This is a genomic window from Methylobacterium sp. Gmos1 (genome assembly GCF_053764715.1).
Genome location: NZ_JBSNCC010000014.1, coordinates 86143 through 109036 on the forward strand (window position 1 = coordinate 86143; position 22894 = coordinate 109036).

Consider the following 22894-nt stretch of genomic DNA (forward strand, 5'->3'; position numbering starts at 1 on the left):
CAGCGTTTCGTGCGGCCGCCTCTCCCGCGCGTCACGCCTCGCGGGGGGGGCACGAACAAGACCATCGTCCGTACCCTGGGCCTGAGCCCGCGGACGGTGGAGATCCACCGTGCGAAGGTCATGGAGGCGCTCGGTGCCCGCACCCTGCCCGAGGCGGTCCTGATCGCCACCGCAGCCGGCGTCCGACCGGCCGATCAGCCCGGCGCCTCGGGGCACGCGGCCCAGCCTCACCCCGAGGGCCGGGCCGCCGAGGCGGCGGGCGACCGCTGGGCATGATCCGAAAAAGCCCGGCTCACGGTGCGAGTCGTGCCGCCTTGAGCTCTGGACCGGCCGAACAGTGCGACCACCTCGCGGTTGAAGGCCGGGATGTCGTCCGGCATCCGGCTCGACACGAGGTTGCCGTCGACGACGACCTCCTGATCCAGCCACTCGACCCCTTGCGTCTCGAGGTCCGTCTGCAACGACGGCCCCGGGGCCATCCGCCGGCCCCGCAGCTTGCCGGTCTCGATCAGCGTCCACGGGCCGTGGCAGATCGTGGCCACGGGCTTGCCGGCATCGAGAAAGGATTGCGCGAACGCGATGGCGGTCTCGTCCATCCGGAGCGTGTCCGCGAGATCGGTCTGCCTGAGCGGCAGCTCGAACTGACCGTCCGTGACTTGGCCGACCTTGCCCGAGTGCTCCCTCAGCTCGCACAGGAGACGCGCCATGCGCTCGGTGCCCGAGGGCACGGCGACATGGACCACCCACTCGTGCGCCGTCGCCTCCTCGGCGAGCCTCGCTCACCGCTCGATGCGGCGGTGCCAGCGCAGCGGGAGTGTTGTGAGGTGCACATAGCCTGGTTGGCGCGAGCTTCCGGCGCGGGATCCATCAGGGACCCCTCCCCCATGCGCCATGACCCTTTCCGGCACCCGGCCACGCCCAACCGTTCGCACAACGGTGGTAGGCGGAGACCTGCCTATGCGGTGACAGGGTGAACGCTCAGAACTGCACGCCCCGGGTCAGCGCACCGTCGACGACGAGGTTGGTGCCGGTGACGAAGCTCGCGGCCGGGCTCGCGAGGAACACGGCGGCGCGGGCGATCTCCTCCGGGCGAGCCATCCGGCCGGTCGGGTTGAGGCGCAAGGCCTCGGCGAACAGGGTCGGATTGCCCTCCTCGATCCGGTGCCACACCCCGCCCTCGAAATAGGTGTTGCCGGGCGAGACCGTGTTGGCGCGGATGCTCTTCCCCGCGAGCTGGAAGGCGAGCCCCTGCGCGTAGTGGATCAGCGCCGCCTTGAAGGCGCCGTAGGGCCCCGCCGCGAAATCGATCTCGCGGCCCGACACGCTCGAGATGACGGTGATCGAGGCCGCCTTCGAGCGCTCAAGGAGCGGCATCGCGGCCTCGACCGCTGCCACCGTGCCCATGAGGTCGACCGAGAAGCCGGCGCGCCAGGCGGCCTCGTCGGCCCCGACCGCGAGCGCGCTGACGTTCGGCACCAGGATGTCGAGGCCGCCGAGTTCGTCGGCAGCCTCCGCGATCCAGGTCTTGAGCGCCCCCGACTCGGCGACGTCGACGGCGCGGCCCGTCGCCGCGACGCCCTTGGCGCGGAGCGCCGCCACCTTGGCGGCGACCTCCTCCGGATTGCGGGCGCAGAGCGCGACGGCGGCGCCCTCCTCGGCGAGAAGGTCGGCGATGGCGCCGCCGATGCCCTTGGTGCCGCCGGTGACGAGGGCACGGAGCCCCTTGAGGCCGAGATCCATGACGCGCTCCTTGGATGGTTAAGCCAGCGCGATCGACTTCGCGATCGAGGCGCCCAAAGTGTATTTCGGATCGACCATGTTGCCGAGCCGCACCCGCCCGCACTGGGTCAGCAGCATGTAGGCGTCGATTTCCTCGAAGCCGAAATCGCTGGCAAGCCAGCGCACCAGCTCGCGGTAGGCGATGCGGGCGGCATCCTCCATCGGCCGCGACGAGCCGATGGTCATGAAGAAGTCCTCCGTCTCGAGGCGCGGCCAGCGGATGGTCCAACCCTTGATGAGGTCGATCTGCACCGTCGTGTGGGTCGGGTGCTCGACCGCGACGCCGCAGAGCTCGCCGTCGCCTTGCGCGGCGTGGCAATCGCCGAGGTAGAGCAGTGCCCCCTTGGTGTTGACCGGCAGGTAGATCACCGCGCCGACGCCGACATCGGGCAGGTCCATGTTGCCGCCGTAATAGTCGGGCTGGAGCGAGGAGATCGCCTCGATCTCCGGCGAGGTGCCGATCGTGCCGATGAACGGCTGGTACGGCAGGGTGATGCGGTCGTTCCAGCGCACGCCGCCCTCCGCCGTGACCTCGAGCTTGCGCACCCGCTCAGGCAGCGACGGGTTGAGGAGCGCGGTGTCGCCTGTGGCGACGAGGCCGCCGAACTCGGGCATGATCAGCGTCGTGCCGCAGGGCTGGGGCCCCCGCGGGCGGATCGACTTGATGGCGACCGCCAGGCAGTCGCCCTTCTCGGCGCCGTTGACCCAGATCGGGCCGTTCTGCGGGTTGAGATAGGGAAAGTTCAGGATCTTGGTCGGGCTGTCGGTCTCGTGGCGGATCTTGCCCTCGAAGGCGTCGTGGGTCTCCACCGTGACGACGGCACCCGGATCGACGGTGAGCACCGGGTCGACGAAGGGCCCGTAGACGTAGTGGTAGCGGCCCTGCTCGGCCTCCGTGATGGTGTGCTCGGCGCCGGGCTTGCCCTTGGCCACGCCCTTCTTCGCCATGATCGACTGGTCGAGCCACTGCATGGTCGTCTCTCCCTTGATTGAACTCAGACGGCGAGGTGGCGCCGCACCAGGTCGCGGTCGTCGAGGTCCCGCGCCGTCAGCTCCGCGACGATCCGGCCCTTGTCCATGACGTAGCTGCGCTGGGCCATGGCGCGGATCAGGTCGAGGTTCTGCTCCACGAACACCACCGTCACCCCGGTACGGCGGTTGAGGTCGACGAGGGTGCGGCCGATCTCCTGCACCACCGAGGGCTGGATGCCCTCGGAGGGCTCGTCGAGCAGGATCAGGGACGGCGCCCCCACCAGGACGCGGCCGATCGCGAGCTGCTGCTGCTGGCCGCCCGAGAGGGTGCCGGCGCGCTGCGTCCGGCGCTCGCGCAGGATCGGAAACGGGCCGTAGGCGCGCTCGATGTCGAAGGGTGTGCCCGCCTCCAGCAGCGAGGCGCCGACAGCCAGGTTGTCGGCGACGCTCATGCGCGGGAAGACGTCGCGCCCCTGCGGCACGTAGCCGATGCCGAGGCGGGCGCGAGTGTGGGCGGGAAGCCGCTCGACCGCCCGGCCCTTGAAGGCGATGCCGCCGGCGGCCGCCGGCAGGAGGCCGATCAGGCTGCGCATCAGGGTCGACTTGCCGACCCCGTTGCGGCCGATCACCGCCACGATCTCGCCGGCCCGCACGGCGAGGTCGACGCCCTGGAGCACCGGCTTGCCGCCGTAGCCGGCGCGAAGGCCGGCGGTGGAGAGCAGGATCTCAGGCATCCTGGCTCCTCCTGGGCGCCTCGGTCTCGCCGAGATAGATCGCCGCGACCGCCTCGTTCGCCACGATCTCGTCGGTGGTGCCTTGGGCGAAGATGCGCCCGAGATGCAGCACGGTGACCCGCTGGGCGATCTGCCGGACGAAGGCCATGTCGTGCTCGATCGCCAGGATCGCGACGCCGTCGCCGTTCAGCGCCTGCACCATCTCGCCGGTGGCGAAGGTCTCGGCCGGCGACATCCCGGCGGTGGGCTCGTCGAGGAGCAGGAGGCGGGGTTTCAGGCTGATCGCCATGCCGATCTCCAGCCACTGCTTCTGGCCGTGGCTCAGCGTGCCGGCCCGCTCGCCCGCGGGTTCCGCGAGGTTGAGGAAAGCAAGAAGCCGCCGGATCTCGGCTCCGAGCGAGGCGCCCTCGAGGTGGTGCTGGAGCGCAATCTCGAGATTGTGGGCGACCGTCAGCCCGGGGAAGATGCCCGGTACCTGGAACTTGACGCTGAGGCCCCGGCGCACCCGCTCGAAGGGCTTCAGGGCGGTGATGTCCTCGCCGCGGTAGAGCACCTGGCCGCGCTCGGGCGTGTACTCGCCGATGAGCAGGCGGAAGAAGGTGCTCTTGCCGGCGCCGTTCGGACCGATCAGGCAATGGACCTCGCCTTCGCCCACGCTGAAATCGACGCCGTTGGTGACGTGCAGGCCGCCGAAATGCTTGTCGAGGCCGCGCGTTTCGAGGATCGCGGTCATCGCGCCGGCGCCTTTCGGGTGAGGCGGGAAAGCCCGCGCATCAGCGCGACGACCAGGCCCTCGGGGGCGGCGAGCACCACGACGACGAGGAGAAGGCCCATCACCACGAGCGCGTACTGGCTGCCGTAGATCGTCAGCGCCTGGAACCCGCCGAGCACCGCGAGGGTGCCGACGAGGGTGGCGGTGAGGTCGCCCCGTCCGCCGACCGCGACCCAGATCACCGGCAGCGCCGCCGCGGTGAGCCCCATGCTGGAGGGCGTGATGTACTGCCCCCAGGCCGTGTAGAGCGCGCCCGACAGGCCCGCGAGGGCGGAGCCGATCACGAAGGCGCCGAGCTGGTAGCGGCGCACGTCGTAGCCCAGCATCTCGGCCCGCTCCGGGTTCTCGCGGATCGCCACCAGGACGTTGCCAAAGCGGGCATTCACCAGGATGCGCAGGGCGAGGTAGGTGACGACGAGGAGCCCGAGCAGCCCGTAATAGAGCGCCACGTCGGGAAACAGCACGAGGTCGCCGTCGAACCACGGCACGGTGAGCGGCGGCATGCCGCTCATGCCGTTGTAGCCGTTGAGGCGGGCCGCCCCGATGCGCCAGTCGGGCCCGGCGGTCTGCGCCATGAAGCGCTCCAGGGCGAGCGTCACCGACAGGGTGATGATGCCGAGGAACACGCCGCCGATCCGGCCGAAGAACAGGAAGTAGCCGAGCAGTGCGGCGAACCCCGCCGCGAGCGCCACCGCCAGCACCAGAGCGGCGATGGTGAAGCCGTAGGCCGCGCCGACATTGAGGGTGAGCACGCCGTAGGCGTAGCCCGCGAGGCCGAAGAACGCGGTCTGGCCGAAGCTCAGTGCGCCGCCGTAGCCCCAGATCAGGCACAGGCCCAGCGCCATGAACACCCAGCAGAAGAAGTAGGCGGTGTTGCCGACCGTGTAGCCGTCGGCGAACCACGGATAGGCGACCGCGAGGGCGAGCACGACCGCGAAGGCGGTCCAGAAGGCGGGGCCGCGGCCGAGGGTCTGGGGCCCTTCGAGCCGGCGCAGGAGACGACGCATCGCGTGATTCCTCATGCCCGCTCGCGCAGGATCAGGCCCGAGATCCCCCGCGGCAGGACCCGGATGACCAGGATCACCGCGACGAGGAGGCCGATCTGCCCGAAGAGCTGGCCCTGCCATGAGGTCAGCACCGCCCGCACCGTGCCGAGCACGAGGGCGGCCGGCGCGGTGCCGAGGAAGATGTCGGCCCCGCCCACCACCACGGTGACGAAGGCCTCCATGATGAAGGTGGTGCCCATGGTCGGCACGATCGTCATGGTCGGGGCGTAGAGCCCGCCGGTGAGGCCGGCGAGGCCGGCCCCGATCCCGAAGGTCAGGGCGTAGACCTTGCGGGTGTCGACGCCGAGCGCCTCGGCCATGTGCGGCACCTGGATCGTCGCCCGCGCCAGCGTGCCGAAGCGGGTGGCGTTGAAGGCGAGGTAAAGCCCGGCGAGGACGCAGAGCGCCGCCAGCATCAGCACGACCCGGTAGGTCGAGTAGGAGTAGCTGCCGAGGGAAAAACTTCCGAGCGGCGTGCCGACGCCCGGCATGCTGGAGCCGAGCAGGATCAGCGTCCCTTGCGTCGCCGCCAGGCTGACGCCCCAGGTCGCCACGATCGTGTCGAGGGGCCGGCCGTAGAGGTGGCGGATCACCAGGCGTTCCAGCACCATGCCGACCGCGCCGGCGACCAGGGCCCCGGCGAGGATCCCGAGCGGCAGCGGCAGCCCGGCGCGGGTCGTCGCGACGGTCACGTAGGCGCCGCACATGATGAACTCGCCGTGCGCCAGGTTGATGACGCCCATCATGCCGAACACCACCGCGAGGCCGCAGGCGGCGAGCACCAGGAACGCGAAGGCGTCCCCGAGCTGGTAGAGGAAGGCGAAGGCCGGATCGAGGAGGACCATGCGGGAGCCGTCTCAGGAGAATTACGGTTTCTGCTCGATCTGTTCAGGTAAGAAACGGGCGCTCTCCCCTCTCCAGGCGATGCCGGGCTTGCCCGGTATCGCTGCAAGGTGTGGGAGAGGGGCCTGGGGATCGAAGATCCCGCGTGAGGGTGGCTCGGCTTCAGGATTGAACTCTGAACGCCGAGCTGGGCAGCGGAACGGTCGCAGATCCATTCGGCACCGTCTCCACCCTCGCCCCTACCCCTCTCCCACACCTCGCAGCGATACCGGGCAAGCCCGGCATCGCCTGGAGAGGGGATCCCGCGCTTTACTTGTTTCGGAGCAGATCAAGCGGTGTTCGCACGAGCCGAGGCGGGAGCCCCGGCCGTCGACATCACGGCTTCGGCGGGTTGCTCGGGGTGTACTGCGCCATCGGATCCTTCTTGGTCAGGTCGCAGCCCGCCTGGCCGAGCCAGTACGGCTTGATGTCGGTCCAGGTCTTGTGAAACGAGATGGCATGCTTCTCGTCGACCTTGGCGAGGTAGATCGTGTGCGAGACGTGCTGGCTCTTCGGATCGATGCAGACCTTGCCCTCGGGCGCGTCGACGCAGACGTCGCCGGCGGCGATCACCTTGCGCAGGTCGGCGCGCTTCGTCGAGCCGTTCGCGCGCTCCACCATCTGCTTGTAGAGGTAGACCGCGTGATAGGAGTTCTCGGCCTCCTGGTTGACGTAGGGCTCGTTCGGGAACTTCGCCTTCCACTTGGCCAGGAACGCCTTGCTCTGCGGCGTGTCGACCTCCTCGATGTAGTTGGTGGTCACGTACATGTTGGCGAGGCTCGGCGGCTTGAAGCGCTTGTGCTCGTAGCCCTGGCCGACATTGACCGAGGAGCCCATCGGAACCTTCAGGTTCGCGGCCGCGGCCTGCTCGTAATACGAGGCCTGGGCGGTGCCGACGAGCAGCGTCATCAGGATGTCGGGCTTGGCCTTCTGGATTTTCTGGATCGTCTGCGAGAATTGCGACACGCCGAGCGGGATGAACTCCTCGCCGACCATCTCGCCGCCATTCTCCTTCACGATGTTGCGCACCCACTCGGCCGAGATCTGGCCGAAGTTGTAGTCGGCCGCGATGGTGTAGACCCGCTTGCCGAACTTCTCCATCATCCAGGGGATCAGCGTCGAGAATTGCTGCTCGGGCACGGCGCCGGTCACCACCATGTGGCCGTCGCAGACGCCGCCCTCGTACTGGTTGTTGTAGAAGGCGAAGCCGTCGAGCTGGTCGACGATCGGCCGGTAGGCCTCGCGCGAGGCGGACGAGAAGCCGGCGAAGACCGCGGCGACCTTGTCGCGCTGGAGCACCCGGCGCATGAATTCCTGGTAGCGCGTGTTGTCGGACTGGGTGTCGTAGATCACCAGCTCCAGCTTGCGCCCGGCGATGCCGCCGGCGGCGTTGATCTCGTCGGTGGCGAGCTGGATGCCGTGGACCTTGCCGATGGTGGCGAGCGCGAAGTCGCCGGACTGGTCCTCGAGCACGCCGAGCTTGATCGGCTCGGCGGCCCGGGCGGCCGGGCCGGCGAGCACCAGGGCGGCCGCGAGGGCGGTCAGGCGGGATCCGTGGCGGGGTCTCGTCATGGTGGGCGTCCTCGTGCTGGGGGTCACTCGGGAAAGGCGATGCGCCGGGCCGGCGCCGGCACGTCGGGGCGGGCCCGCACCAGGGCCTCGCAATAGTGTTCGAGCGGCAGGCGGGCGCGCATGCTGTCCCGCCGCAGGACCTCGAAGGCGGCCTCGTCGTCGAGGCCGCGCTCCTGCATCACCCGCAGGATCGCCTTGACGACGTGGCGCCGTCCGCGCCGGCGCTCCTCGTGACGCGCCAGCTGCTCCTCGAGGGCGCGGCGCCGCTGGTGCTCGTTGATCGTGAGGTACAGGGCGGCGTAGACCGACGCGCCGTGGATCGGCTTGCGCAGGAGACCGGTCGCGCCGAACTGCAGCAGGCCCTTGAGCCGGCTCGGCGCCTCGACGCCGACGAGGCCGAGCACCGGGACCGGCGGCAGGTCGCAGACGGTGCCCGACGCGGTCCCGGGCAGCGGCAGGTCGCCATCGAGGATCACCAGGGCACGCTCGGGTTCGAGCTCCGCCCAATCGACCGGAGGGGCGTCGCCCGCCGGCCAAGTCGACGTCACGGTCAGCCCGAGCTTCATCAGCGTCGCCACGAGCGTATCGCTCATGGTCGTCGGCGCCACGATCAGGTGGGCCTGCATCCCGCTGAAATTCTGAATGAGGCGCGATCCCGTCACGACGGCACCACGCGCAGGCTCGGGCGCCGGAGCACCGGGACGACGCGCGGGGCGCTGCGCACCAGGTAGGGGTCGGGCGCGACCGGAGCCGGCGCCTCGGCCAGGATCGTGAAGCGCGCCGCCGCGGTGGAGAGGCCGATGCGCGGCGTCAACGCTGTATGGAGCGTCGTCTCGTCGAGGCGCACCGTTCCCTGCGGCGCCTCGAAGGCGACTTCGCTTGCCGCCCGCCGAAGGGCCGCGATCCCGTCGGTGCCCGCCCGCGCCAGGGTTCTGGCGAGGAGGTGGACGGCGATGTAGGCGGCTTCCGTGTCGGCCGACGGCGTCGGCCCGCCGGGAAACCGCGCGGCGTAGGCGTCCGTGAAGGCGCGGTTGCGATGGGTATCGATGGAGGAAAAGTAGACGCTCGAGCTGATATGGCCGTCGACGGCCTCCGGGCCGATCGCTTCGAGTTCCGGCTCGGCGAGGCTGCAGCTCGCGACCGGAAGCTCGCGGGCCTGATCGATGCCGCGCGCCCGACAGGCGCGGCGCAACTCTTGAAAGAACCGGTAGGCCGAGACTCCGATCAGCGTATTGAACACGAAATCCGGTCGCGCCGCCATGATGGCGTCGATCACCTGCCCGAACTCGGTCTCGCCGACAGCGAAGTAGCGCTCCGCCGCGACCCGCCCGCCGGAGAGCGCTATCGTTTCGCGCAGGATGCGGTTGTTCTCCCACGCCCAGATGTAGTTCGAACCGACACAGAATGCGGTCCGGTCGCCACGGGCGAGCAGGTACTGGGCCAGCGGCACGATGTGCTGGTTCGGGGACGCACCGGTATAGATCACGTTCTCGGAGGTCTCGAAGCCCTCGTAATGCGATGGGTACCACAAGATCCCATCGAGTTTTTCGAAGACCGGAATGATTTCCTTGCGACTCGACGAGGTATAGCAGCCGACGACGTGGCGAATCCCGTCACGCAGCAACTGCTCGGCACCCGCGGCATAGCCGGCGATCGCTCCCTTCGGGTCGATGATGTCGGGCACCAGGGTGATCCCGAGGCCTCCCGCATTCACCTCCTCGATCGCCAGGACGGCGCCGTTCCGCATGGCTCGTCCAACGAGGCCGTAGGGCCCGGCGGTGGAGAACAGGATGCCGATGCGATGTCCGTCAGTCATCGGTGCCTTTGGAACGCAAAAAGCCCGCCAGCGCGAAGCGCTGCGGGCTGCATTGCCGGATCGGAGGGAGCCTTGTGGCGCGGGAATGGGCATCGTTGCCCAGCGCCTTAAAAGCAGGCTCCAACGTTACGCCGACGATGTCAAGCTGGTTTCTGAAACACGCGGAGACGTCCGTCGGAGGGCGAGCGCGCGCTCTGACGCCGATGCTCCAGGGCGGCGCGCCCATCCGCGCGCTCCCACGTCTCGCCACCGGACCTCGCCGTCACGCGGACCGAATGCCTCGGCGCGGACGTTCGTGTTGGGGCTACAGGTTCGGAACGTCCTGGAGCCCCCACGCCCGTCGAGGGCTCGCCGCTCAGGACCTGCCGAAGCCGTAGAGCGCAGCCGGATTGTCGACGAGGATGCGCCGCCGCGCGGCCTCGCTCGGGGCCCATTCGGCGAGGAGATCGAACAGGCCGGCATCGTCCGGCATGTGCTTCTCGCCGCGATGCGGCCAGTCGCTGCCCCAGACCATCCGCTCCGGCGCCGCCTGCGCGAAGAGCCGGGCGACCTCGGTCGCGTCGGCGTAGGCCGGCGGGCCGCTCGTGGTGTTGAGGTAGGCGCCCGAGAGCTTCATCCAGGTCCGGCCGCCGTCGAGGAGCTTGCGCACGACCGGGACGGCGCGGTGGTTCGGCCCCTGCCCCGGCAGGAGGCGGGCGAGATGGTCGATGACGAGCGGGGTCGGCAGGCGCGCCAGGACCTCGGCGTGGTCGGCGATCTGGTCGCCGGTCATGTAGACCTGGACGTGCCAGCCGAGGGGATGGACCTTCCGGGCCATCGTCTCCAGGCGCTCGGCCGTGGTGGCGCCCCAGGATTGCGGGGTCACGAAGTTGACCCGGATGCCGACCGCGCCCCGGGCGGCCATGTCCTTCAGCTCGGCCTCGGTCACGTCGAGGTCGACGACCACGACGGCGCGGGCCGACGCGCCGAGCTGCGCCACCCCGTCGAGGGTGGCGCGGTTGTCGATGCCGTAGGTCGACGGCGTCACGACGACGGTGCGGCTCGTCCCGATCCGCTTCTGGAACAGGCGGTAGGCCGAAACGTCGCTGTCGGCGACCGGCTGTCCCTTCCAGTGGGCCGAGGCGGGAAAGCGCGTCGAGAAGATGTGGATGTGCGAGTCGCAGGCATTCGCCGGCACCTCGGTCTTCGGCGGCTCGGTGCCGGCGGAGAACGGCACGGCGCCCTGCTGCGCGAGGGCGGGACCGCCCCGTAGCCCGATGGCGGCAGCCGCGCCGAAGCCGGCGGCCCGCAGGATCTCGCGCCGCGACAGGTCGAAGGTCGTCACGGTATGTCCTCCCATTGGTGATTGGTGGGCCGGGCTCAGAAGCCGTAGAGCCGGGCCGGGTTGGTCACGAGGATCTTCGCCTGCACGGCGGGATCGGGCGCCCACTCCGCCAGGAGGTCGAGGAGGCCGGCATCGTCCGGTTTGCCTTCGGCCGGCGAGGTCGGATGCGGCCAGTCGGAGCCCCAGACCAGCCGCTCGGGCGCGAGCGCCACGTAGGCGCGGGCGAGCCGGCCGCGATCGGCGTAAGAAGGCGGGCCGGACTTCGACAGGATGTAGGCGCCGGTGAGCTTCACCCAGGCGCCGCGATTCGCGACCAGGTCGGCGATCACCCGGAAGGCCGGATGGTCGGGCCCAGCGGGCTCGGGCAGGTGACCCATGTGGTCGAACACCACCGGGACCGGCAGCCGCTCCAGCACCTCGCGCAGCTCGACGATCTTCTCGCCTTCCGAGACGAGCTGGATGTGCCAGCCGAGATCGGCGATCTTGCGGGCGACCGGTTCGAGATCCGTGATCGGGGCGCCGCCCGGGAGCCGCGTGCCGAAGCGCACGCCGCGGATGCCGGCCTCGTCGAGGCGGCGCAGCTCTTCCGGGGTGACGCTCGCATCGAGCATCGCGATGCCGCGCGCCGTCGGCCCGAAGGCCGTGACCGACTTCACCAGCAGCCGGTTGTCGGTGCCGTAGGTCGAGGGCTGCACCACGACGTTGCGGGTGAGGCCGAGCCGGCGCTGGAGTGCGCGGTAATCCTCGATGCTCGCATCCGGCGGCCGCAGGGTCGCGGCCGGTGCCGAGGGGAAGCGGGCATCGTAGATGTGGTGGTGGCAGTCGGTGGCGTTAGCCGGGACCGTGATCCGGGGCTTCTCGGTGCCACTGGACCAGCGCACGGCCTCGGCCGCAGCCGGCGTGCCGCCGAGGGCGAACCCGGCCGCAAAGGAGCCCGTCGCCAAGGATCCGGTCGCCAAGGATCCGGTCGCCAGAAGCGCGAGGTGGTCGCGCCGGGTCATCGTGCTCATCGATATCCTCAGGCGTGGGAGAAGAGGGGCTGGCCGGGAGCCGGCATCGGCGCGGTCAGGATGCTGCCGGTGGCGGATTCGGTGATGAACAGGGTCTTTCGGTCCGGCCCGCCATACGCGACGTTGGTGGTCGAGATGCCGGCGGGCGACCTCACCCGCAGCAGCGGCTCGGCGACCGGGGACAGCCGCCAGATCGAGCCGAAGCCCGTATGGGCGACGATCAGGCAACCCTCCTCGTCGAGCGCGATGCCGTCCGGCCCGCCCATCCCGCCGTGCAGCTGCGCGAACACGCCGACCTTCGAGACCAGCCCGCTCGTGCCGAGGGGGATGCGCCAGATCTGCTGCGCCCGGGTCACCGCGACGAACAGGTTCTTCATCGCGGTGTCGACCACGATGCCGTTGGGGCTCGGCACGGTGTCGATCAGGCAGGTCAGCTCGCCGGAAGGGCGCAGGCGGTAGACACGGCCCGTCGGGTCCTGCAGCCCGGTCTGGCCCTGGTCGGTGAAGTAGAGGTCGCCGTTCGCCGCGAAGGTGAGGTCGTTGACGCCGCGAAATCCCTCCGAGCCGGCGGTCTCGAGAAACGGCGTCACCGATCCGCTGCCGGGATCGAGCAGCATCAGTCCGTTCTTGTAGCAGGTGATGAAGATCCGCCCGTCCTGGTGGATCTTCAGGCCGTTCGGCCAGCCGTCATACTCGGCGACGAGGTCCCAGGCCCCGTCGGGCGTGATCCGGAAGATCCGCCCGTGCGGGATATCGGTGACGTAGAGACGGCCCTCCCGGTCGAAGACCGGTCCTTCGAGGAAGGAATCGATCGCCTCGCCGCCGCGGTTGGCGTTGGCCCAGGCGGTGGGCTTTCGCGTGCGGTAGCGGTCGGGCAGGCGGGTGAAGATCTCGGCCGTGACGGCCGGCGGGGGAGCGAAAAACATCGGGGCCTCGCGAGATCGGGACTCAGGCCGGCACCGCCTGCGCCCGCACGGCGCGGGCGTGGGAGCGGCTGATCATCAGCACGCTGACGGCGGCCGCCACGTCGAGGAGCGCCACCGGGAGCAGGCCGAGGGCGAAGCTGCCGGTCTCGGTCTTCACATAGCCGACGACGTTCACCATCAGGCCGCCGCCGATCAGGTTGGCGATGGCGTTGATGCCGGCGAGCCCCGCCGCGAGCGTCCCAGCCGAGAGCCAGCCGGCCGACAAAGCCCAGAACGGCCCCTTGAAGGCGTAGGCGCCGACGAGCGCGAACGACACCGCGACGATCGTCAGGGTGATGCCGCCCGCGAGGTTGAGGAAGGCGAGGCCGAAGCCGGCGAGCAGCAGCGGGATCGCGGTGTGCCAGGTGCGCTCGGCGCGGCGGTCCGAGTGGCGGCCCCACAGGATCATCAGCAAAGTGGCGATGCCGTAGGGCACCGCGTTGACGAAGCCGGTCTGGAGGTTGGTGAGCCCGAACGACTTGATGATCTGGGGCTGCCAGACCGAGAGCGTGGTACCGGTGGCCGAGGCCCCGGCGCAGACGAGCGCCATGGTGAGGAAGTACTTGTTTCGGGCCAGCCCCCACAGCGAGATGTGGCCGACCGGGGTCTTGCCCGCCGCCTCCTCGGCGAGCCGCCCGACCAGCCAGCCGCGCTGCGCATCCGTCAGCCAGGTGGCGTCCTTCGGCTTGTCGGTCAGCACGAACAGGCAGGCGATGCCGAGCAGTACGGTCGGCAGGCCCTCCAGCACGAACAGCCATTGCCAGCCCTTGAGGCCGAGGAGGCCGTCGAGTTCGAGCAGCGAGACCGAGAGCGGCGAGCCGAGGAAGGTCGCGAGCGGGATCGAGACCGTGAAGGTGGCGAGCACCCGGGCCCGGTACCGGCTCGGCAGCCAGTAGGTGAGATAGAGGATCGCGCCGGGAAAGAACCCGGCCTCCGCCGCGCCGAGCACGAAGCGCATGACGTAGAGGGAGTGCGGCCCGGTCACGAGGGCCATGGCCATCGTGATCAGTCCCCAGGTGATCATGATCCGGGCGATCCAGCGCCGCGCCCCGACCTTCTGCAAGGCCAGGTTGCTCGGCACCTCAACCAGGAAGTACGAGACGAAGAACAGGCTCGCGGCGAAGCCGAACATCGCCGGGGTCAGCCCGAGATCGTGATTCATCTGGAGGGCTGCGAAGCCCACGTTCACCCGGTCGAGCAGGGCGAAGAAGTAGCAGACCATCAGGAACGGCACGAGCCGGAGGATCACCCGGCGCATGGTCGTTGCCTCTAAGGTCTGCGGGTCGTCTGTGGTGGCGCTCACGTCCCGTCCTCCCGTTCGATGTTAGTTGTCGAGGCTGGTCGATCAGAGGCCTTCGCAGCCGGCCTTCTCCAGCTCGCGCTCAACCCACGAGCGGTCGACGGTGCCGGCCTTGATCGCCGCCATGGTCTTGGCCTCGCCCTGCTGCTTCTTGTCGGCCGCGACGAAGACCTTTTCGGTGAGGTCGTACGGCACGCAGACGAAGCCATCGTCGTCCCCGACGATCAGGTCGCCGGGCTCGATCACCATCCCGTCGATGGCGATCGGGCAGTTCATCTCGCCGGGACCGCTCTTGTAGGGCCCGCGATGGGTCACGCCGGCGGCGTAGACCGGAAAGGCGTTCGCCTTGATCCAACCGAAGTCGCGGACGGCGCCGTCGACAATCACGCCGGCGCAGCCGACCTGCTGGGCATGCGAGAGCATGAGCTCGCCGAGGATCGCGTTGGTCAGATCGCCGCCCGCGTCGACGACGATGACGTCGCCCGGCTTCACGCGGTTGAGGGCGGCATGGACCATCAGGTTGTCGCCCGGGCGCGCCTTGACGGTGAGGGCGACGCCGCAGAGCACGCCGCCGGCATGCATCGGCCGCAGCCGCGGCCCGCCATGCGTCATGCGCCCCATCGAGTCGCTGATGTTGGCGACCGCGATCGCCTTGAACTTCTCGACCGTGGCGGCATCGACGGTGCGGGTGCGGGGATGGATCTTGAAACCGATGGACATGGGGGGATTCCAGGATTTTCGGGTTGTCGTTGTGCAGTTCATTCCACCCACGACCTCATCCTGAGGTGCGAGCGAAGTGAGCCTCGAAGAAGGGCTCCAGCATGCATGGAGATTTCTGGAGCCTTCCTTGTAGGTCAGTCGATCCTTGATCGACTGGCATCTCAGGATGAGGTCGCGGGTAGGACGAATTAGTCTATGTCGATACGTTCTGGGATGGCGCGGAGCGTCGGGTCACGCGCTGCCGGCAGGCTTCAACCCCGCCTTCTCGACCATCGCGTCCAAAGCCTCCTGGTAGGTGGCCGGCACGACGCCCTTGAAGTGGTCCTTGAGCCCCAGGCTCTCCTTCCAGCGCAGGCGCTGGGCGATGGCCCGGGCCATGATCGGCTCGACGCCGGAATCGGCGACCGCCTCAGCCGACATCTCCAGTTCCTCGGCCCGGCGCTTGGCGTGGATGACGCCGGACGGGGTCAGGCTCTTCACCGTGTCCATCCACGGCCGGTCCAGGGTCTTCGAGGCCGAGGCGAGCACGACCTCGTCGATGCCGTACTGGCGGGCGGCGAGCAGCATCTCGTCGTGCAGCGCCTCGATGCCCTTGATCAGGACCGAGCGGAGGATCTTGATGCCGGACGCCGTGCCGAGGGCCGGGCCCATGAAGGCGATCTGCATCCCCCAGGGCACCAGCAGGTCGCGCACGCGCTCGCCCGCCGGGCCGCTCGACAGCATCCGCATCGAATAGCCGTGCAGCGGCGTGCCCTCGATCGCGCCGTCGCCGAGGAGCGCGCCGGTGGCCGACAGGCGCTCGGCGACGCCCTGCTTCACCTTCGGGGTGGCGGAGGCGAAGTCGAGGAAGGTGTGGCGCTCCGACAGCACCGGCGCGAAGGCCTCGGCGCTCTCGATCGAGGCGACGCCCGGCGTCACGCTGACGATCAGGTCGGCGGCCTCGGCGAGTTCGGCGTTCGAGCGCACGAGCGTGACGCCGGCCTCCCGCGCCCGGCCCTGGATCAGGTCGGCATAGGGCCCGTCGAAGGCGTATTTGTCGTAGCAGGCGATGGATTCCAGGCCGGCGCCGCGCAGGCCGGCCCCGAGGGTGCTGCCGATCTCGCCGTAGCCGACGAGGCCGAATCGGAATTGCGTGCGCTCGGTCATGAGAGACTCCTGTGGTGTCGGGTTTCAGTGCGCCGCTTGCGTGAGGCGGGGCGCGGGGATTGATTTCGCGAGGTGGTCGCGCAGGATCTCGACCGGGTGCGGCAGCCGCACGCCGTCGACGATCTTCACTTGCGAGCGGCACGAGTAGCCGTCGGCGAGGAGGCGGCCGGTCCGGCCCTTCTCGGCCACGGGCTTCGCCCAGCTGAGTCCGTAGATGCGCTCGGAGGTCGCCCGGTTCTCGGCCTCGTGGCCGTAGGTGCCGGCCATGCCGCAGCAGCCGGAGGGCAGCACCGTGAGCCTCAGCCCGAAGGCCTGGAAGACCTGCATCCAGGCCGCCACGGCGGGCTGCGCCGTCGCCCGCTCGGTGCAGTGCGGCAAGAGCCAGTACGGCTCGCCCACCGCCCCGGCGGCGCGGGCGTCGAGGCGCGCGGCGAGCCATTCCTGCACGAGCGCGACCCGCGGCAGGTCGCGTCCCGGCAGGGCCTGCTTGTACTCGGAGCGATAGGTGAGCGTCATCGACGGATCGAGGCCGACGAGGGCGACACCGGTCGCGGCGAGCCGGCCGAGATCCTCGGCGTTCCGGTCGGCGACCCGCTCGAACTCCCGGAGGAAGCCGTGGACGTGCAGCGGCTTGCCGTTGGGGCGGAAAGGCGCGAGCCAGGGCCGGAGGCCGAGCCCGATCATGAGATCGAGCAGGGCCAGGAGGACGGGCGTGTCGTAGTGGCTGGTGAAGGCGTCCTGCACCACGACGACGCTCGCCAGCCGCTCGGCCGGCGAGAGCCGCGCCAGCCCCTGCGGGTCGGCCAGGGCCACGCCGCGACGCGCCATCTCGCGCCCGAGATCGAGCCCGGACAGTTTCGGCGCGTGGACGAGACCGACCGCCCTCCCCGCCCCGAGCCCCATCGCGGCGTTGACGAGGCGCGGGGCCCTGGCGAGCCGGGGCGCCAGCGGCTCCAAAGCCGCGATTGCGTGGTGGCGCAGGGGCCGCAGGTAGCGGCCGTGATAGAGTTCGAGGAACTTCGCCCGGAAGGTCGGGACGTCGACCTTGATCGGGCACAGGCCCGTGCAGGACTTGCAGGCCAGGCACCCGGCCATCGCCTCGTGCACGGCGTGGGAGAAGTCGTCGTCCCGCCGGCGCAACGTCGCGGCGAGGCGGGCGGGAAAGCCGCGCCAGCCCGGGCGGGCCCGTAAGGCCCGCGCCTCCTCCAGCGGGTCGACCCCAAGGGCTGCGAGGCGCCGCAGCCACTCGCGCATCAGCTGGGCGCGGCCCTTCGGCGAGTGCCGGCGCTCGCGGGTGCCCTTCCAGGACGGGCACATCGCCTCGTCCGGATCCCAGGAATAGCAGGCGCCGTTGCCGTTGCAGTGCAGGGCCTCGTCGTAGCCGGCCCGCACCTCGGCCGGGATGGCCCGGTCGTGGCCGCCCTTGGTCGGCACCCCGTCGACCGTGAGGAGCCCTGCCCCATCCGGCGCCGCGATTTTCCCCGGATTGAACTGGTTCTTCGGGTCGAAGGCGGCCTTCAGCGCCTGGAGCGCCGGATAGAGCGGGCCGAACACCTGCGGCGAGAACTCCGAGCGCACGCCCTTGCCGTGCTCGCCCCAGAGCAGGCCGCCATGGGCCTGCGTCAGCGCGACGACCTCCTCGGTGACCGCGCGCACCAGGCCCTCCGCGCCCGGCGCCTTCATGTCGATCGCCGGGCGGACGTGGAGCACGCCGGCATCGACATGGCCGAACATCCCGTAATCGAGGCCGTGCCGGTCGAGCACGGCCCGGAACGCCGCGATGAAGTCGGCGAGGTTCTCGGGTGGGACGGCGGTGTCCTCCACGAAGGCGATCGGGCGCGCCTCGCCCTTGCGGTTGCCGAGGAGGCCCACCGCCTTCTTGCGCATAGTCCAGATCCGGCCGACATCGGCCTCGGTCCGCGCCACCGTGTAGCCGCGCCGCCCGGCCGCCCGTTCGGCCCCTTGCCCCGTCCCGTCCAGCATGGCCGTGAGGCGGGCAAGCGCTCCGGCGATCGCCGCCTCGCTGTCGCCGACGAACTCGACGAGGTTGACGCCGCGGGCCCGCTCGCCGGCATCCTCGGGGAAGAAGGCGGCGACGCCGTCCCAGACCGGGTCGCCCTGGGCGAGCGCCAGCACCGTCGAATCGACCGTCTCGATCGAGGCCGGCGCGAGACTACTCAGCGCCCGCGCGTCGCGCAGAGCCGCGTCGAAGCTTGCGTAGCGCAGGACGACCAGGGCCACGTGGCTCGGCAGCGGCAGGACGGCGAGCGTGGCCTCGGCCAGGAAGCCGAGCGTGCCCTCCGAGCCGCACAGCACGGCGTTGAGGTCGAAGCGCCCGTCGGCGCGGCGGATATGGGCGAGGTCGTAGCCGGTGAGGCAGCGGTTCAGCGGCGGGAACCGCTCGGCGATCAGCGCGGCGTTCTCGCGATGGATCCGGTCGACCTCGCGGTGGATCGCCCCGGCCCGGTCGGGCCGCGCCTGGACGGCGGCGAGCCCGGCCGCGTCGAGCGGTTCGGAGTGCCAGACCGTGCCGTCGGACAGGATCGTGGTCAGCGCCAGCACGTGGTCGCGGGTCTTGCCGTAGAGGCACGAGCCCTGGCCGCAGGCGTCGGTCGAGATCATGCCGCCGATCGTGGCGCGGTTCGAGGTCGAGAGCTCGGGGGCGAAGAACAGCCCATGGGGTTTGAGCGCCGCGTTGAGCTGGTCCTTGACCACGCCGGCCTCGACCCGGACCGTGCGCGCCTGCGGGTCGATGGCCAGAATGCGGTTCATGTGCCGCGACAGGTCGACCACGAGCCCGTCGGTGAGGGACTGGCCGTTGGTGCCGGTGCCCCCACCCCGGGGCGCGATCCGCATCTCGGCGAAGCGATCCTCGGCCAGCAGCCTGGCGATCCGCACGAGGTCGTCGCGGTCGCGCGGGAAGGCAACGGCTTGCGGGGCGAGCTGGTAGATGGAGTTGTCGGTCGCCAGCACCGTGCGGTCGGCGCTCGACAGCGACAGGTCGCCGGCAAAACCCCGCGCCCGCAATTCGGCGCAGAAGGCCGCGTGGAGCGGCGCCGTCTCGGGCTCGAAGGCGAGGCGCGGGATCATGGCGGCAGGTCCCCGTGATCAGGCCGCGACCGCGACGGGCGTATCGGCCCGGCGCACCTGTCGGCCGAAGGCGAGCATCAGGACCGCCCCGACCAGCAGGCAGGCGCCGACCGCGAGGAGCGGCGCGGTAAAGCCGCCCGAGAGGTCGCGCACCAGGCCGATCATGTACGGCCCGGCAAAGCCCCCGAGATTGCCGATCGAGACGATCATGGCGATCCCGCCGGCGGCGGCGCGCCCGGTGAGGAAGCTGGAGGGCACCGCCCAGAAGGTGGCGACGAAGGAGTTGATGCCCATCACCGCCACGCAGAGCGCCGCGATGGTGAGGACGGGTGTCGGCGTGAACGCGCTCGCCAGCAGGGCCGCGGCCCCGACGAAGAGCGAGATCGCCGGGTAGATCGTCCGGTCGCTGCCGCGGTCCGACATCCGGCCCCACACCACCATGGCGACTGCGCCGCAGATGTAGGGGATCGCCGTCACCACCCCGACGAGGGAGGTGGCGAGGCCGAGCTGCTTGATGATCTGCGGCAGCCACAGGCCGATGCCGAGCGAGCCGACGATGGCGCAGAAGTTGATGCAGGCGAGCATCAGCACGCGCCAGTTCCGCAGCGCCTGGGCCAGCGTCATCTTGTGCTTCTGCTCGATCGCCGCCTTCTCGGCCGCGAGCTTCGCCACGAGGGCGTCGCGCTCGGGCGGAGACAGCCAGGCCGCCTTCTCGGGCCGGTCGGTCAGGACGAACAGGCAGGCGATGCCCAGGACCACCGCCGGCACCGCCTCGAGGACGAGGAGCCACTGCCAGCCCTTGAGGCCGAACCCTTCGAGCTGGATCAGCGCGCCGGAGATCGGCGAGCCGACGATGTTGGCGACCGGGATGCCGAGCAGGAACAGAGCAGTCGCCCGGGCCCGCACCGCGGACGGGAACCACAGGCTCAGGTACAGGAACACGCCGGGGACGAAGCCGGCCTCGCCCAAGCCCAGCAGGAAGCGCGCGACGCCGAACTGGATCGGGCCGGTGACGAAGGCGGTCGCCGCCGAGACCAGGCCCCAGGTGATCATGATCCGGGCGATCCAGATCCGCGCCCCGACGCGCATCATGATCAGGTTGCTGGGAATCTCGGCGATGAAGTAACCGAAGAAGAACAGGCCGGCACCGATGCCGAAGGCGGTCGCCGAGAGGCCGATATCCTTGTTCATCGTCAGTGCGGCGAAGCCGACATTTACGCGATCGAGGTAGCTGATCACGTAGCAGACGAACAGGAAGGGCAGGATGCGCCACATCATCTTGCGATGCAGCGCCTGCTCGTCGACCGCGGCCGATGGTGTGAATGCCGGCCGCGCCGGTCCTGCCCGTGTCATGACGCTTGCTCCCTGCCATTTTTCGCAACGGCGTTTCATTTTGAGTACCCGCGTCGCGCGGTCGGGTCAAGCGCACCGGATCCGTCGCGAATGCCGCAGTCGGAGCGCCCGGTCGGTTTGGTTTGGCGGCGGCGCCCGGCGTCGCTAAGGGGAGCGACCGCGAAGCCCTCGAGACCCGTGAGCGTGAGACGAATGCCGAAAGAGGCCCGACCGAGACCCAAGCTGGAAGGCGTCGCCTCGGCCGAGCGGGTGCTGACCGTCCTGACCGCGTTCCAGCGCGGCGACGACGCGCTCGAGCTGACGGAGCTCGCCCGGCGCACGGAGCTCGTGAAGAGCACCATCATGCGGCTGTGCATCTCGCTCGAGAAGTTCGGCCTCATCGAGCGGCTGGACGACGGGCGCTACCGCCTCGGCGTCGAGGCGGCGCGCATCGGCTCGGTCTACCAGCAATCCTTCGCGCTGGAGGAGCGGGTCGTCCCCGTACTGGAGCGCCTGGCCTCCGAGTCGATGGAGACGGCGTCGTTCTACATCCGCCGCGGCAACCAGCGACTCTGCCTGTTCCGGGCCGACTCGCCCTACCCTCTGCGCATGAACGTGCGGCCGGGCGACATGCGGCCGATGGACCATTCGGCCATCGCGCAAGTGCTGATGACGTTCGGCGACCGGGCCGACTTGCAGGCGGCGACCGAGCTGCCGCTCTACACGTCGGGGATCACCGATCCGCACGTCGCCTCCCTGGCGATGCCGGTCTTCGGTGCCGGCCGCAGGCTGATCGGGGCCCTCGCGCTGTCGGGGCCTTCGTCGCGCCTCACCGCCGATCAGGCCGGGCTCCTCGCGCCACGGCTCCGCGAGGCCGCAGAACGGCTGTCGGCCGAGCTGGGCGCGCAGATTTGAGCGGAGAGCGCTCGCTCATGGGCGCGGCCGTAGGGAAGGTCAGGATCGATCCGCGGAACGGACCTTCGCCTCGACCAAGCTCGGCGGTCCTTCGTGTCATGCGCCAAGTGTCGGCGCGCACCGGCATGCCGCCTGGGGGTTAGAAGGCCGCTCCTGACCGCCGAGCAGTTGGATCTGCGTGCCCATGATTTGATTTTTCTGTTAAAGAGAAAACCAAATCACGTCACGGTCGTCGTCCGGACGGACACCTCTCGGAGCGCGGCCTGACGCGGCAGACCGAGAGGTTCGACCGCGACGCCCTCAACCAGGCGTTCAAGTCGGCGGGCCTGGTGCCTCGCTGCTCCGTCCTCCAGCCGCATTTCCTGGCGGTGCCGAGCCTCATCGCGCATTCGCGCCGCGTGGCGATCGTCCCGGCCTCGCTGGCGCGAGGCTTCGAGGCCGCCGGCGTGGCGCGCGCGTCCACGCCGGCCTGGAACCCGCGTCCGATGACCGTGCAGATGGTCCGGCACGAACGGTGGACGCAGGATCCGGCCCATACCTGGCTTCGGCAGGCCCTGCTCCGCGCCAGTCGACGCGTTGCCGACATCGTCGGGGATGACCGGCACTGATCGCCGAGGTCTTCCGTACGGCGATGATGCGAGGTCGGGGTCGCCGACACGGGCCGACCCGCTCGTGCCTGCGGCCGGTCCGCAGCGCGACAGCACCGATCTCCGGATGCTGTCGTCCGGCGGGCGGATCAGCCGTGGTTGCCGCAGCCGCAACCCGGCGCATGAGTGCCGCCGGGCCAGCGAGACGCGCGGATCACGCTGCAGAAATTCCCCCTGCGGAAACTCGGCTCCTTGTCGGCGATCACGTCGGCCTTCACGTTGCCGAAGGTGGTGTCGGGCTTGTGCTTGATGCCGTCGTAGAAGGCCTGGATGATGTCTTCCTTGAAGTCCGGCGTGCGGGGATAGCCTGAGACGACCGCCTCGCGCTCGGCGTCGGAATACTCGCCGTAGGTCAGGCCCAGCACGTCCATCTCGACGCCGGCCGTGACCAGGGCGACCACCGGATGCATGTGGACCGGGATGCCGGGCGTGGTGTGGAGCGCGATCGCCGTCCAGACCGTGTAGACATCCGCCTCCGGCACGCCGTGCGCCTTCAGGAAGGCGCGGGCGGCGTTGGCACCGTCCACCTCGAAGCGCTCCGTCGCGCTGCTGTGATCCGGCATCAGGCCGACATCGTGGAACATGGCGCCGGCATAGAGAAGCTCGCGGTCGAAGATCAGGCCGCGATGGAAACCGGCGAGCGCCCCGAACCGATAGACCCGGCTCGAATGGTTGAAGAGCAGGTCCGTCTCGGTGTCGCGGACGAATTCGGTGATCGCCTTGGCGAGGGCCGTATCGGGAATGGCGGCCTCGGACGGGATGGTCATGGCGCGTCTCCTTTGCGCTGAGCCTCCCGATGAGGTATCGGGCACCCAACATGGCATCAATCGCCGTGGCACGATGATTTCTGCCATCGTGCGCGCATCGTCAGC

21 protein-coding genes and 1 pseudogene are annotated in these 22894 nt (G+C 69.9%); 3 read left to right on the forward strand and 19 right to left on the reverse strand.

The annotated features are described in order from the left end of the window. Nucleotides 1-45: 45 nt before the first annotated feature. A pseudogene (locus ACS5PV_RS23190) lies at nucleotides 46-276 on the forward strand (LuxR C-terminal-related transcriptional regulator); the annotation flags it as partial. On the opposite strand, the gene ACS5PV_RS23195 reads toward ACS5PV_RS23190, so the two are convergent. The 18 genes from ACS5PV_RS23195 to ACS5PV_RS23280 all read right to left on the reverse strand — a co-directional run bounded on the left by ACS5PV_RS23195 (nucleotide 228) and on the right by ACS5PV_RS23280 (nucleotide 20481). Further along, complete coding sequence (locus tag ACS5PV_RS23195; protein WP_455397705.1) at nucleotides 228-707, reverse strand: DJ-1/PfpI family protein; 480 nt, start codon at nucleotides 705-707, stop codon at nucleotides 228-230. The pseudogene ACS5PV_RS23190 and the gene ACS5PV_RS23195 sit on opposite strands and share 49 nt — an antisense overlap. Nucleotides 708-978: 271 nt before the next feature. Then, complete coding sequence (locus ACS5PV_RS23200) at nucleotides 979-1740, reverse strand: SDR family NAD(P)-dependent oxidoreductase (RefSeq protein ID WP_455397706.1); 762 nt, start codon at nucleotides 1738-1740, stop codon at nucleotides 979-981. Nucleotides 1741-1758: 18 nt separating this feature from the next. Then, entirely contained in the window at nucleotides 1759-2751 is a 993-nt protein-coding gene (locus tag ACS5PV_RS23205) for an acetamidase/formamidase family protein (protein ID WP_455397707.1), read from the reverse strand. 23 nt (nucleotides 2752-2774) lie between these two features. Then, nucleotides 2775-3485 (reverse strand): ABC transporter ATP-binding protein, encoded by a 711-nt coding sequence (locus ACS5PV_RS23210; protein WP_455397708.1) that lies wholly within the window; start codon nucleotides 3483-3485, stop codon nucleotides 2775-2777. After that, complete coding sequence (locus tag ACS5PV_RS23215) at nucleotides 3478-4218, reverse strand: ABC transporter ATP-binding protein (RefSeq protein WP_455397709.1); 741 nt, start codon at nucleotides 4216-4218, stop codon at nucleotides 3478-3480. Before ACS5PV_RS23215 ends, ACS5PV_RS23210 begins: the two co-directional genes overlap by 8 nt. Beyond that, a complete protein-coding gene (locus tag ACS5PV_RS23220) occupies nucleotides 4215-5264 on the reverse strand; it encodes a branched-chain amino acid ABC transporter permease (protein WP_455397710.1) in 1050 nt (349 codons plus the stop codon). Before ACS5PV_RS23220 ends, ACS5PV_RS23215 begins: the two co-directional genes overlap by 4 nt. Before the next feature lie 11 nt (nucleotides 5265-5275). Then, entirely contained in the window at nucleotides 5276-6148 is an 873-nt protein-coding gene (locus tag ACS5PV_RS23225; protein ID WP_455397711.1) for an ABC transporter permease subunit, read from the reverse strand. 373 nt (nucleotides 6149-6521) lie between these two features. Further along, nucleotides 6522-7757, reverse strand: coding sequence for an urea ABC transporter substrate-binding protein (locus tag ACS5PV_RS23230; protein WP_455397712.1), 1236 nt, complete (start codon nucleotides 7755-7757; stop codon nucleotides 6522-6524). 23 nt (nucleotides 7758-7780) lie between these two features. After that, on the reverse strand, nucleotides 7781-8383 hold the full coding sequence (locus tag ACS5PV_RS23235; RefSeq protein ID WP_455397713.1) for an ANTAR domain-containing response regulator: 603 nt from the start codon (nucleotides 8381-8383) through the stop codon (nucleotides 7781-7783). 32 nt (nucleotides 8384-8415) lie between these two features. After that, on the reverse strand, nucleotides 8416-9573 hold the full coding sequence (locus tag ACS5PV_RS23240; protein ID WP_455397771.1) for a transporter substrate-binding domain-containing protein: 1158 nt from the start codon (nucleotides 9571-9573) through the stop codon (nucleotides 8416-8418). A 355-nt stretch (nucleotides 9574-9928) separates the two neighbouring features. After that, nucleotides 9929-10897, reverse strand: coding sequence for an amidohydrolase family protein (locus ACS5PV_RS23245; RefSeq protein WP_455397714.1), 969 nt, complete (start codon nucleotides 10895-10897; stop codon nucleotides 9929-9931). A gap of 35 nt (nucleotides 10898-10932) precedes the next feature. Continuing rightward, entirely contained in the window at nucleotides 10933-11907 is a 975-nt protein-coding gene (locus ACS5PV_RS23250) for an amidohydrolase family protein (protein ID WP_455397715.1), read from the reverse strand. Between the two features lie 8 nt (nucleotides 11908-11915). Continuing rightward, complete coding sequence (locus ACS5PV_RS23255) at nucleotides 11916-12833, reverse strand: SMP-30/gluconolactonase/LRE family protein (protein ID WP_455397716.1); 918 nt, start codon at nucleotides 12831-12833, stop codon at nucleotides 11916-11918. A gap of 22 nt (nucleotides 12834-12855) precedes the next feature. Continuing rightward, on the reverse strand, nucleotides 12856-14130 hold the full coding sequence (locus tag ACS5PV_RS23260; RefSeq protein WP_455397772.1) for an MFS transporter: 1275 nt from the start codon (nucleotides 14128-14130) through the stop codon (nucleotides 12856-12858). A gap of 87 nt (nucleotides 14131-14217) precedes the next feature. Continuing rightward, nucleotides 14218-14892: an RraA family protein gene (locus tag ACS5PV_RS23265; RefSeq protein ID WP_455397717.1), complete on the reverse strand. Its 675-nt coding sequence runs from the start codon at nucleotides 14890-14892 to the stop codon at nucleotides 14218-14220. Between the two features lie 231 nt (nucleotides 14893-15123). Further along, complete coding sequence (locus ACS5PV_RS23270; protein ID WP_455397718.1) at nucleotides 15124-16038, reverse strand: DUF1932 domain-containing protein; 915 nt, start codon at nucleotides 16036-16038, stop codon at nucleotides 15124-15126. A 24-nt stretch (nucleotides 16039-16062) separates the two neighbouring features. Further along, nucleotides 16063-19128: a D-2-hydroxyglutarate dehydrogenase YdiJ gene (ydiJ, locus tag ACS5PV_RS23275; protein WP_455397719.1), complete on the reverse strand. Its 3066-nt coding sequence runs from the start codon at nucleotides 19126-19128 to the stop codon at nucleotides 16063-16065. Between the two features lie 18 nt (nucleotides 19129-19146). Next, nucleotides 19147-20481, reverse strand: coding sequence for an MFS transporter (locus ACS5PV_RS23280; RefSeq protein WP_455397720.1), 1335 nt, complete (start codon nucleotides 20479-20481; stop codon nucleotides 19147-19149). A gap of 192 nt (nucleotides 20482-20673) precedes the next feature. On the opposite strand from ACS5PV_RS23280, the gene ACS5PV_RS23285 reads away from it, so the two are divergent. Together ACS5PV_RS23285 and ACS5PV_RS23290 are read left to right on the forward strand one after the other, a co-directional pair. Beyond that, complete coding sequence (locus ACS5PV_RS23285; RefSeq protein WP_455397721.1) at nucleotides 20674-21375, forward strand: IclR family transcriptional regulator; 702 nt, start codon at nucleotides 20674-20676, stop codon at nucleotides 21373-21375. A gap of 263 nt (nucleotides 21376-21638) precedes the next feature. Then, nucleotides 21639-21983: a LysR substrate-binding domain-containing protein gene (locus tag ACS5PV_RS23290; RefSeq protein ID WP_455397773.1), complete on the forward strand. Its 345-nt coding sequence runs from the start codon at nucleotides 21639-21641 to the stop codon at nucleotides 21981-21983. Between the two features lie 128 nt (nucleotides 21984-22111). Here the strand turns inward: ACS5PV_RS23290 and ACS5PV_RS23295 are convergent, their stop codons facing one another. Further along, a complete protein-coding gene (locus tag ACS5PV_RS23295) occupies nucleotides 22112-22789 on the reverse strand; it encodes an HD domain-containing protein (protein ID WP_455397722.1) in 678 nt (225 codons plus the stop codon). Nucleotides 22790-22894 lie beyond the last annotated feature (105 nt).

Coding starts and splice junctions, on each gene's coding strand:
- ACS5PV_RS23200 (WP_455397706.1), bottom strand. CDS start 1,740: ATGGATCTCGGCCTCAAGGGGCTCCGTGCCCTCGTCACCGGCGGCACC.
- ACS5PV_RS23220 (WP_455397710.1), bottom strand. CDS start 5,264: ATGCGTCGTCTCCTGCGCCGGCTCGAAGGGCCCCAGACCCTCGGCCGC.
- ACS5PV_RS23230 (WP_455397712.1), bottom strand. CDS start 7,757: ATGACGAGACCCCGCCACGGATCCCGCCTGACCGCCCTCGCGGCCGCC.
- ACS5PV_RS23255 (WP_455397716.1), bottom strand. CDS start 12,833: ATGTTTTTCGCTCCCCCGCCGGCCGTCACGGCCGAGATCTTCACCCGC.
- ACS5PV_RS23280 (WP_455397720.1), bottom strand. CDS start 20,481: ATGACACGGGCAGGACCGGCGCGGCCGGCATTCACACCATCGGCCGCG.
- ACS5PV_RS23285 (WP_455397721.1), top strand. CDS start 20,674: ATGCCGAAAGAGGCCCGACCGAGACCCAAGCTGGAAGGCGTCGCCTCG.
- ACS5PV_RS23260 (WP_455397772.1), bottom strand. CDS start 14,130: ATGCGCCGGGTGATCCTCCGGCTCGTGCCGTTCCTGATGGTCTGCTAC.
- ydiJ (WP_455397719.1), bottom strand. CDS start 19,128: ATGATCCCGCGCCTCGCCTTCGAGCCCGAGACGGCGCCGCTCCACGCG.
- ACS5PV_RS23205 (WP_455397707.1), bottom strand. CDS start 2,751: ATGCAGTGGCTCGACCAGTCGATCATGGCGAAGAAGGGCGTGGCCAAG.
- ACS5PV_RS23270 (WP_455397718.1), bottom strand. CDS start 16,038: ATGACCGAGCGCACGCAATTCCGATTCGGCCTCGTCGGCTACGGCGAG.
- ACS5PV_RS23295 (WP_455397722.1), bottom strand. CDS start 22,789: ATGACCATCCCGTCCGAGGCCGCCATTCCCGATACGGCCCTCGCCAAG.
- ACS5PV_RS23215 (WP_455397709.1), bottom strand. CDS start 4,218: ATGACCGCGATCCTCGAAACGCGCGGCCTCGACAAGCATTTCGGCGGC.
- ACS5PV_RS23250 (WP_455397715.1), bottom strand. CDS start 11,907: ATGAGCACGATGACCCGGCGCGACCACCTCGCGCTTCTGGCGACCGGA.
- ACS5PV_RS23195 (WP_455397705.1), bottom strand. CDS start 707: ATGGCGCGTCTCCTGTGCGAGCTGAGGGAGCACTCGGGCAAGGTCGGC.
- ACS5PV_RS23235 (WP_455397713.1), bottom strand. CDS start 8,383: ATGCAGGCCCACCTGATCGTGGCGCCGACGACCATGAGCGATACGCTC.
- ACS5PV_RS23240 (WP_455397771.1), bottom strand. CDS start 9,573: ATGACTGACGGACATCGCATCGGCATCCTGTTCTCCACCGCCGGGCCC.
- ACS5PV_RS23265 (WP_455397717.1), bottom strand. CDS start 14,892: ATGTCCATCGGTTTCAAGATCCATCCCCGCACCCGCACCGTCGATGCC.
- ACS5PV_RS23225 (WP_455397711.1), bottom strand. CDS start 6,148: ATGGTCCTCCTCGATCCGGCCTTCGCCTTCCTCTACCAGCTCGGGGAC.
- ACS5PV_RS23210 (WP_455397708.1), bottom strand. CDS start 3,485: ATGCCTGAGATCCTGCTCTCCACCGCCGGCCTTCGCGCCGGCTACGGC.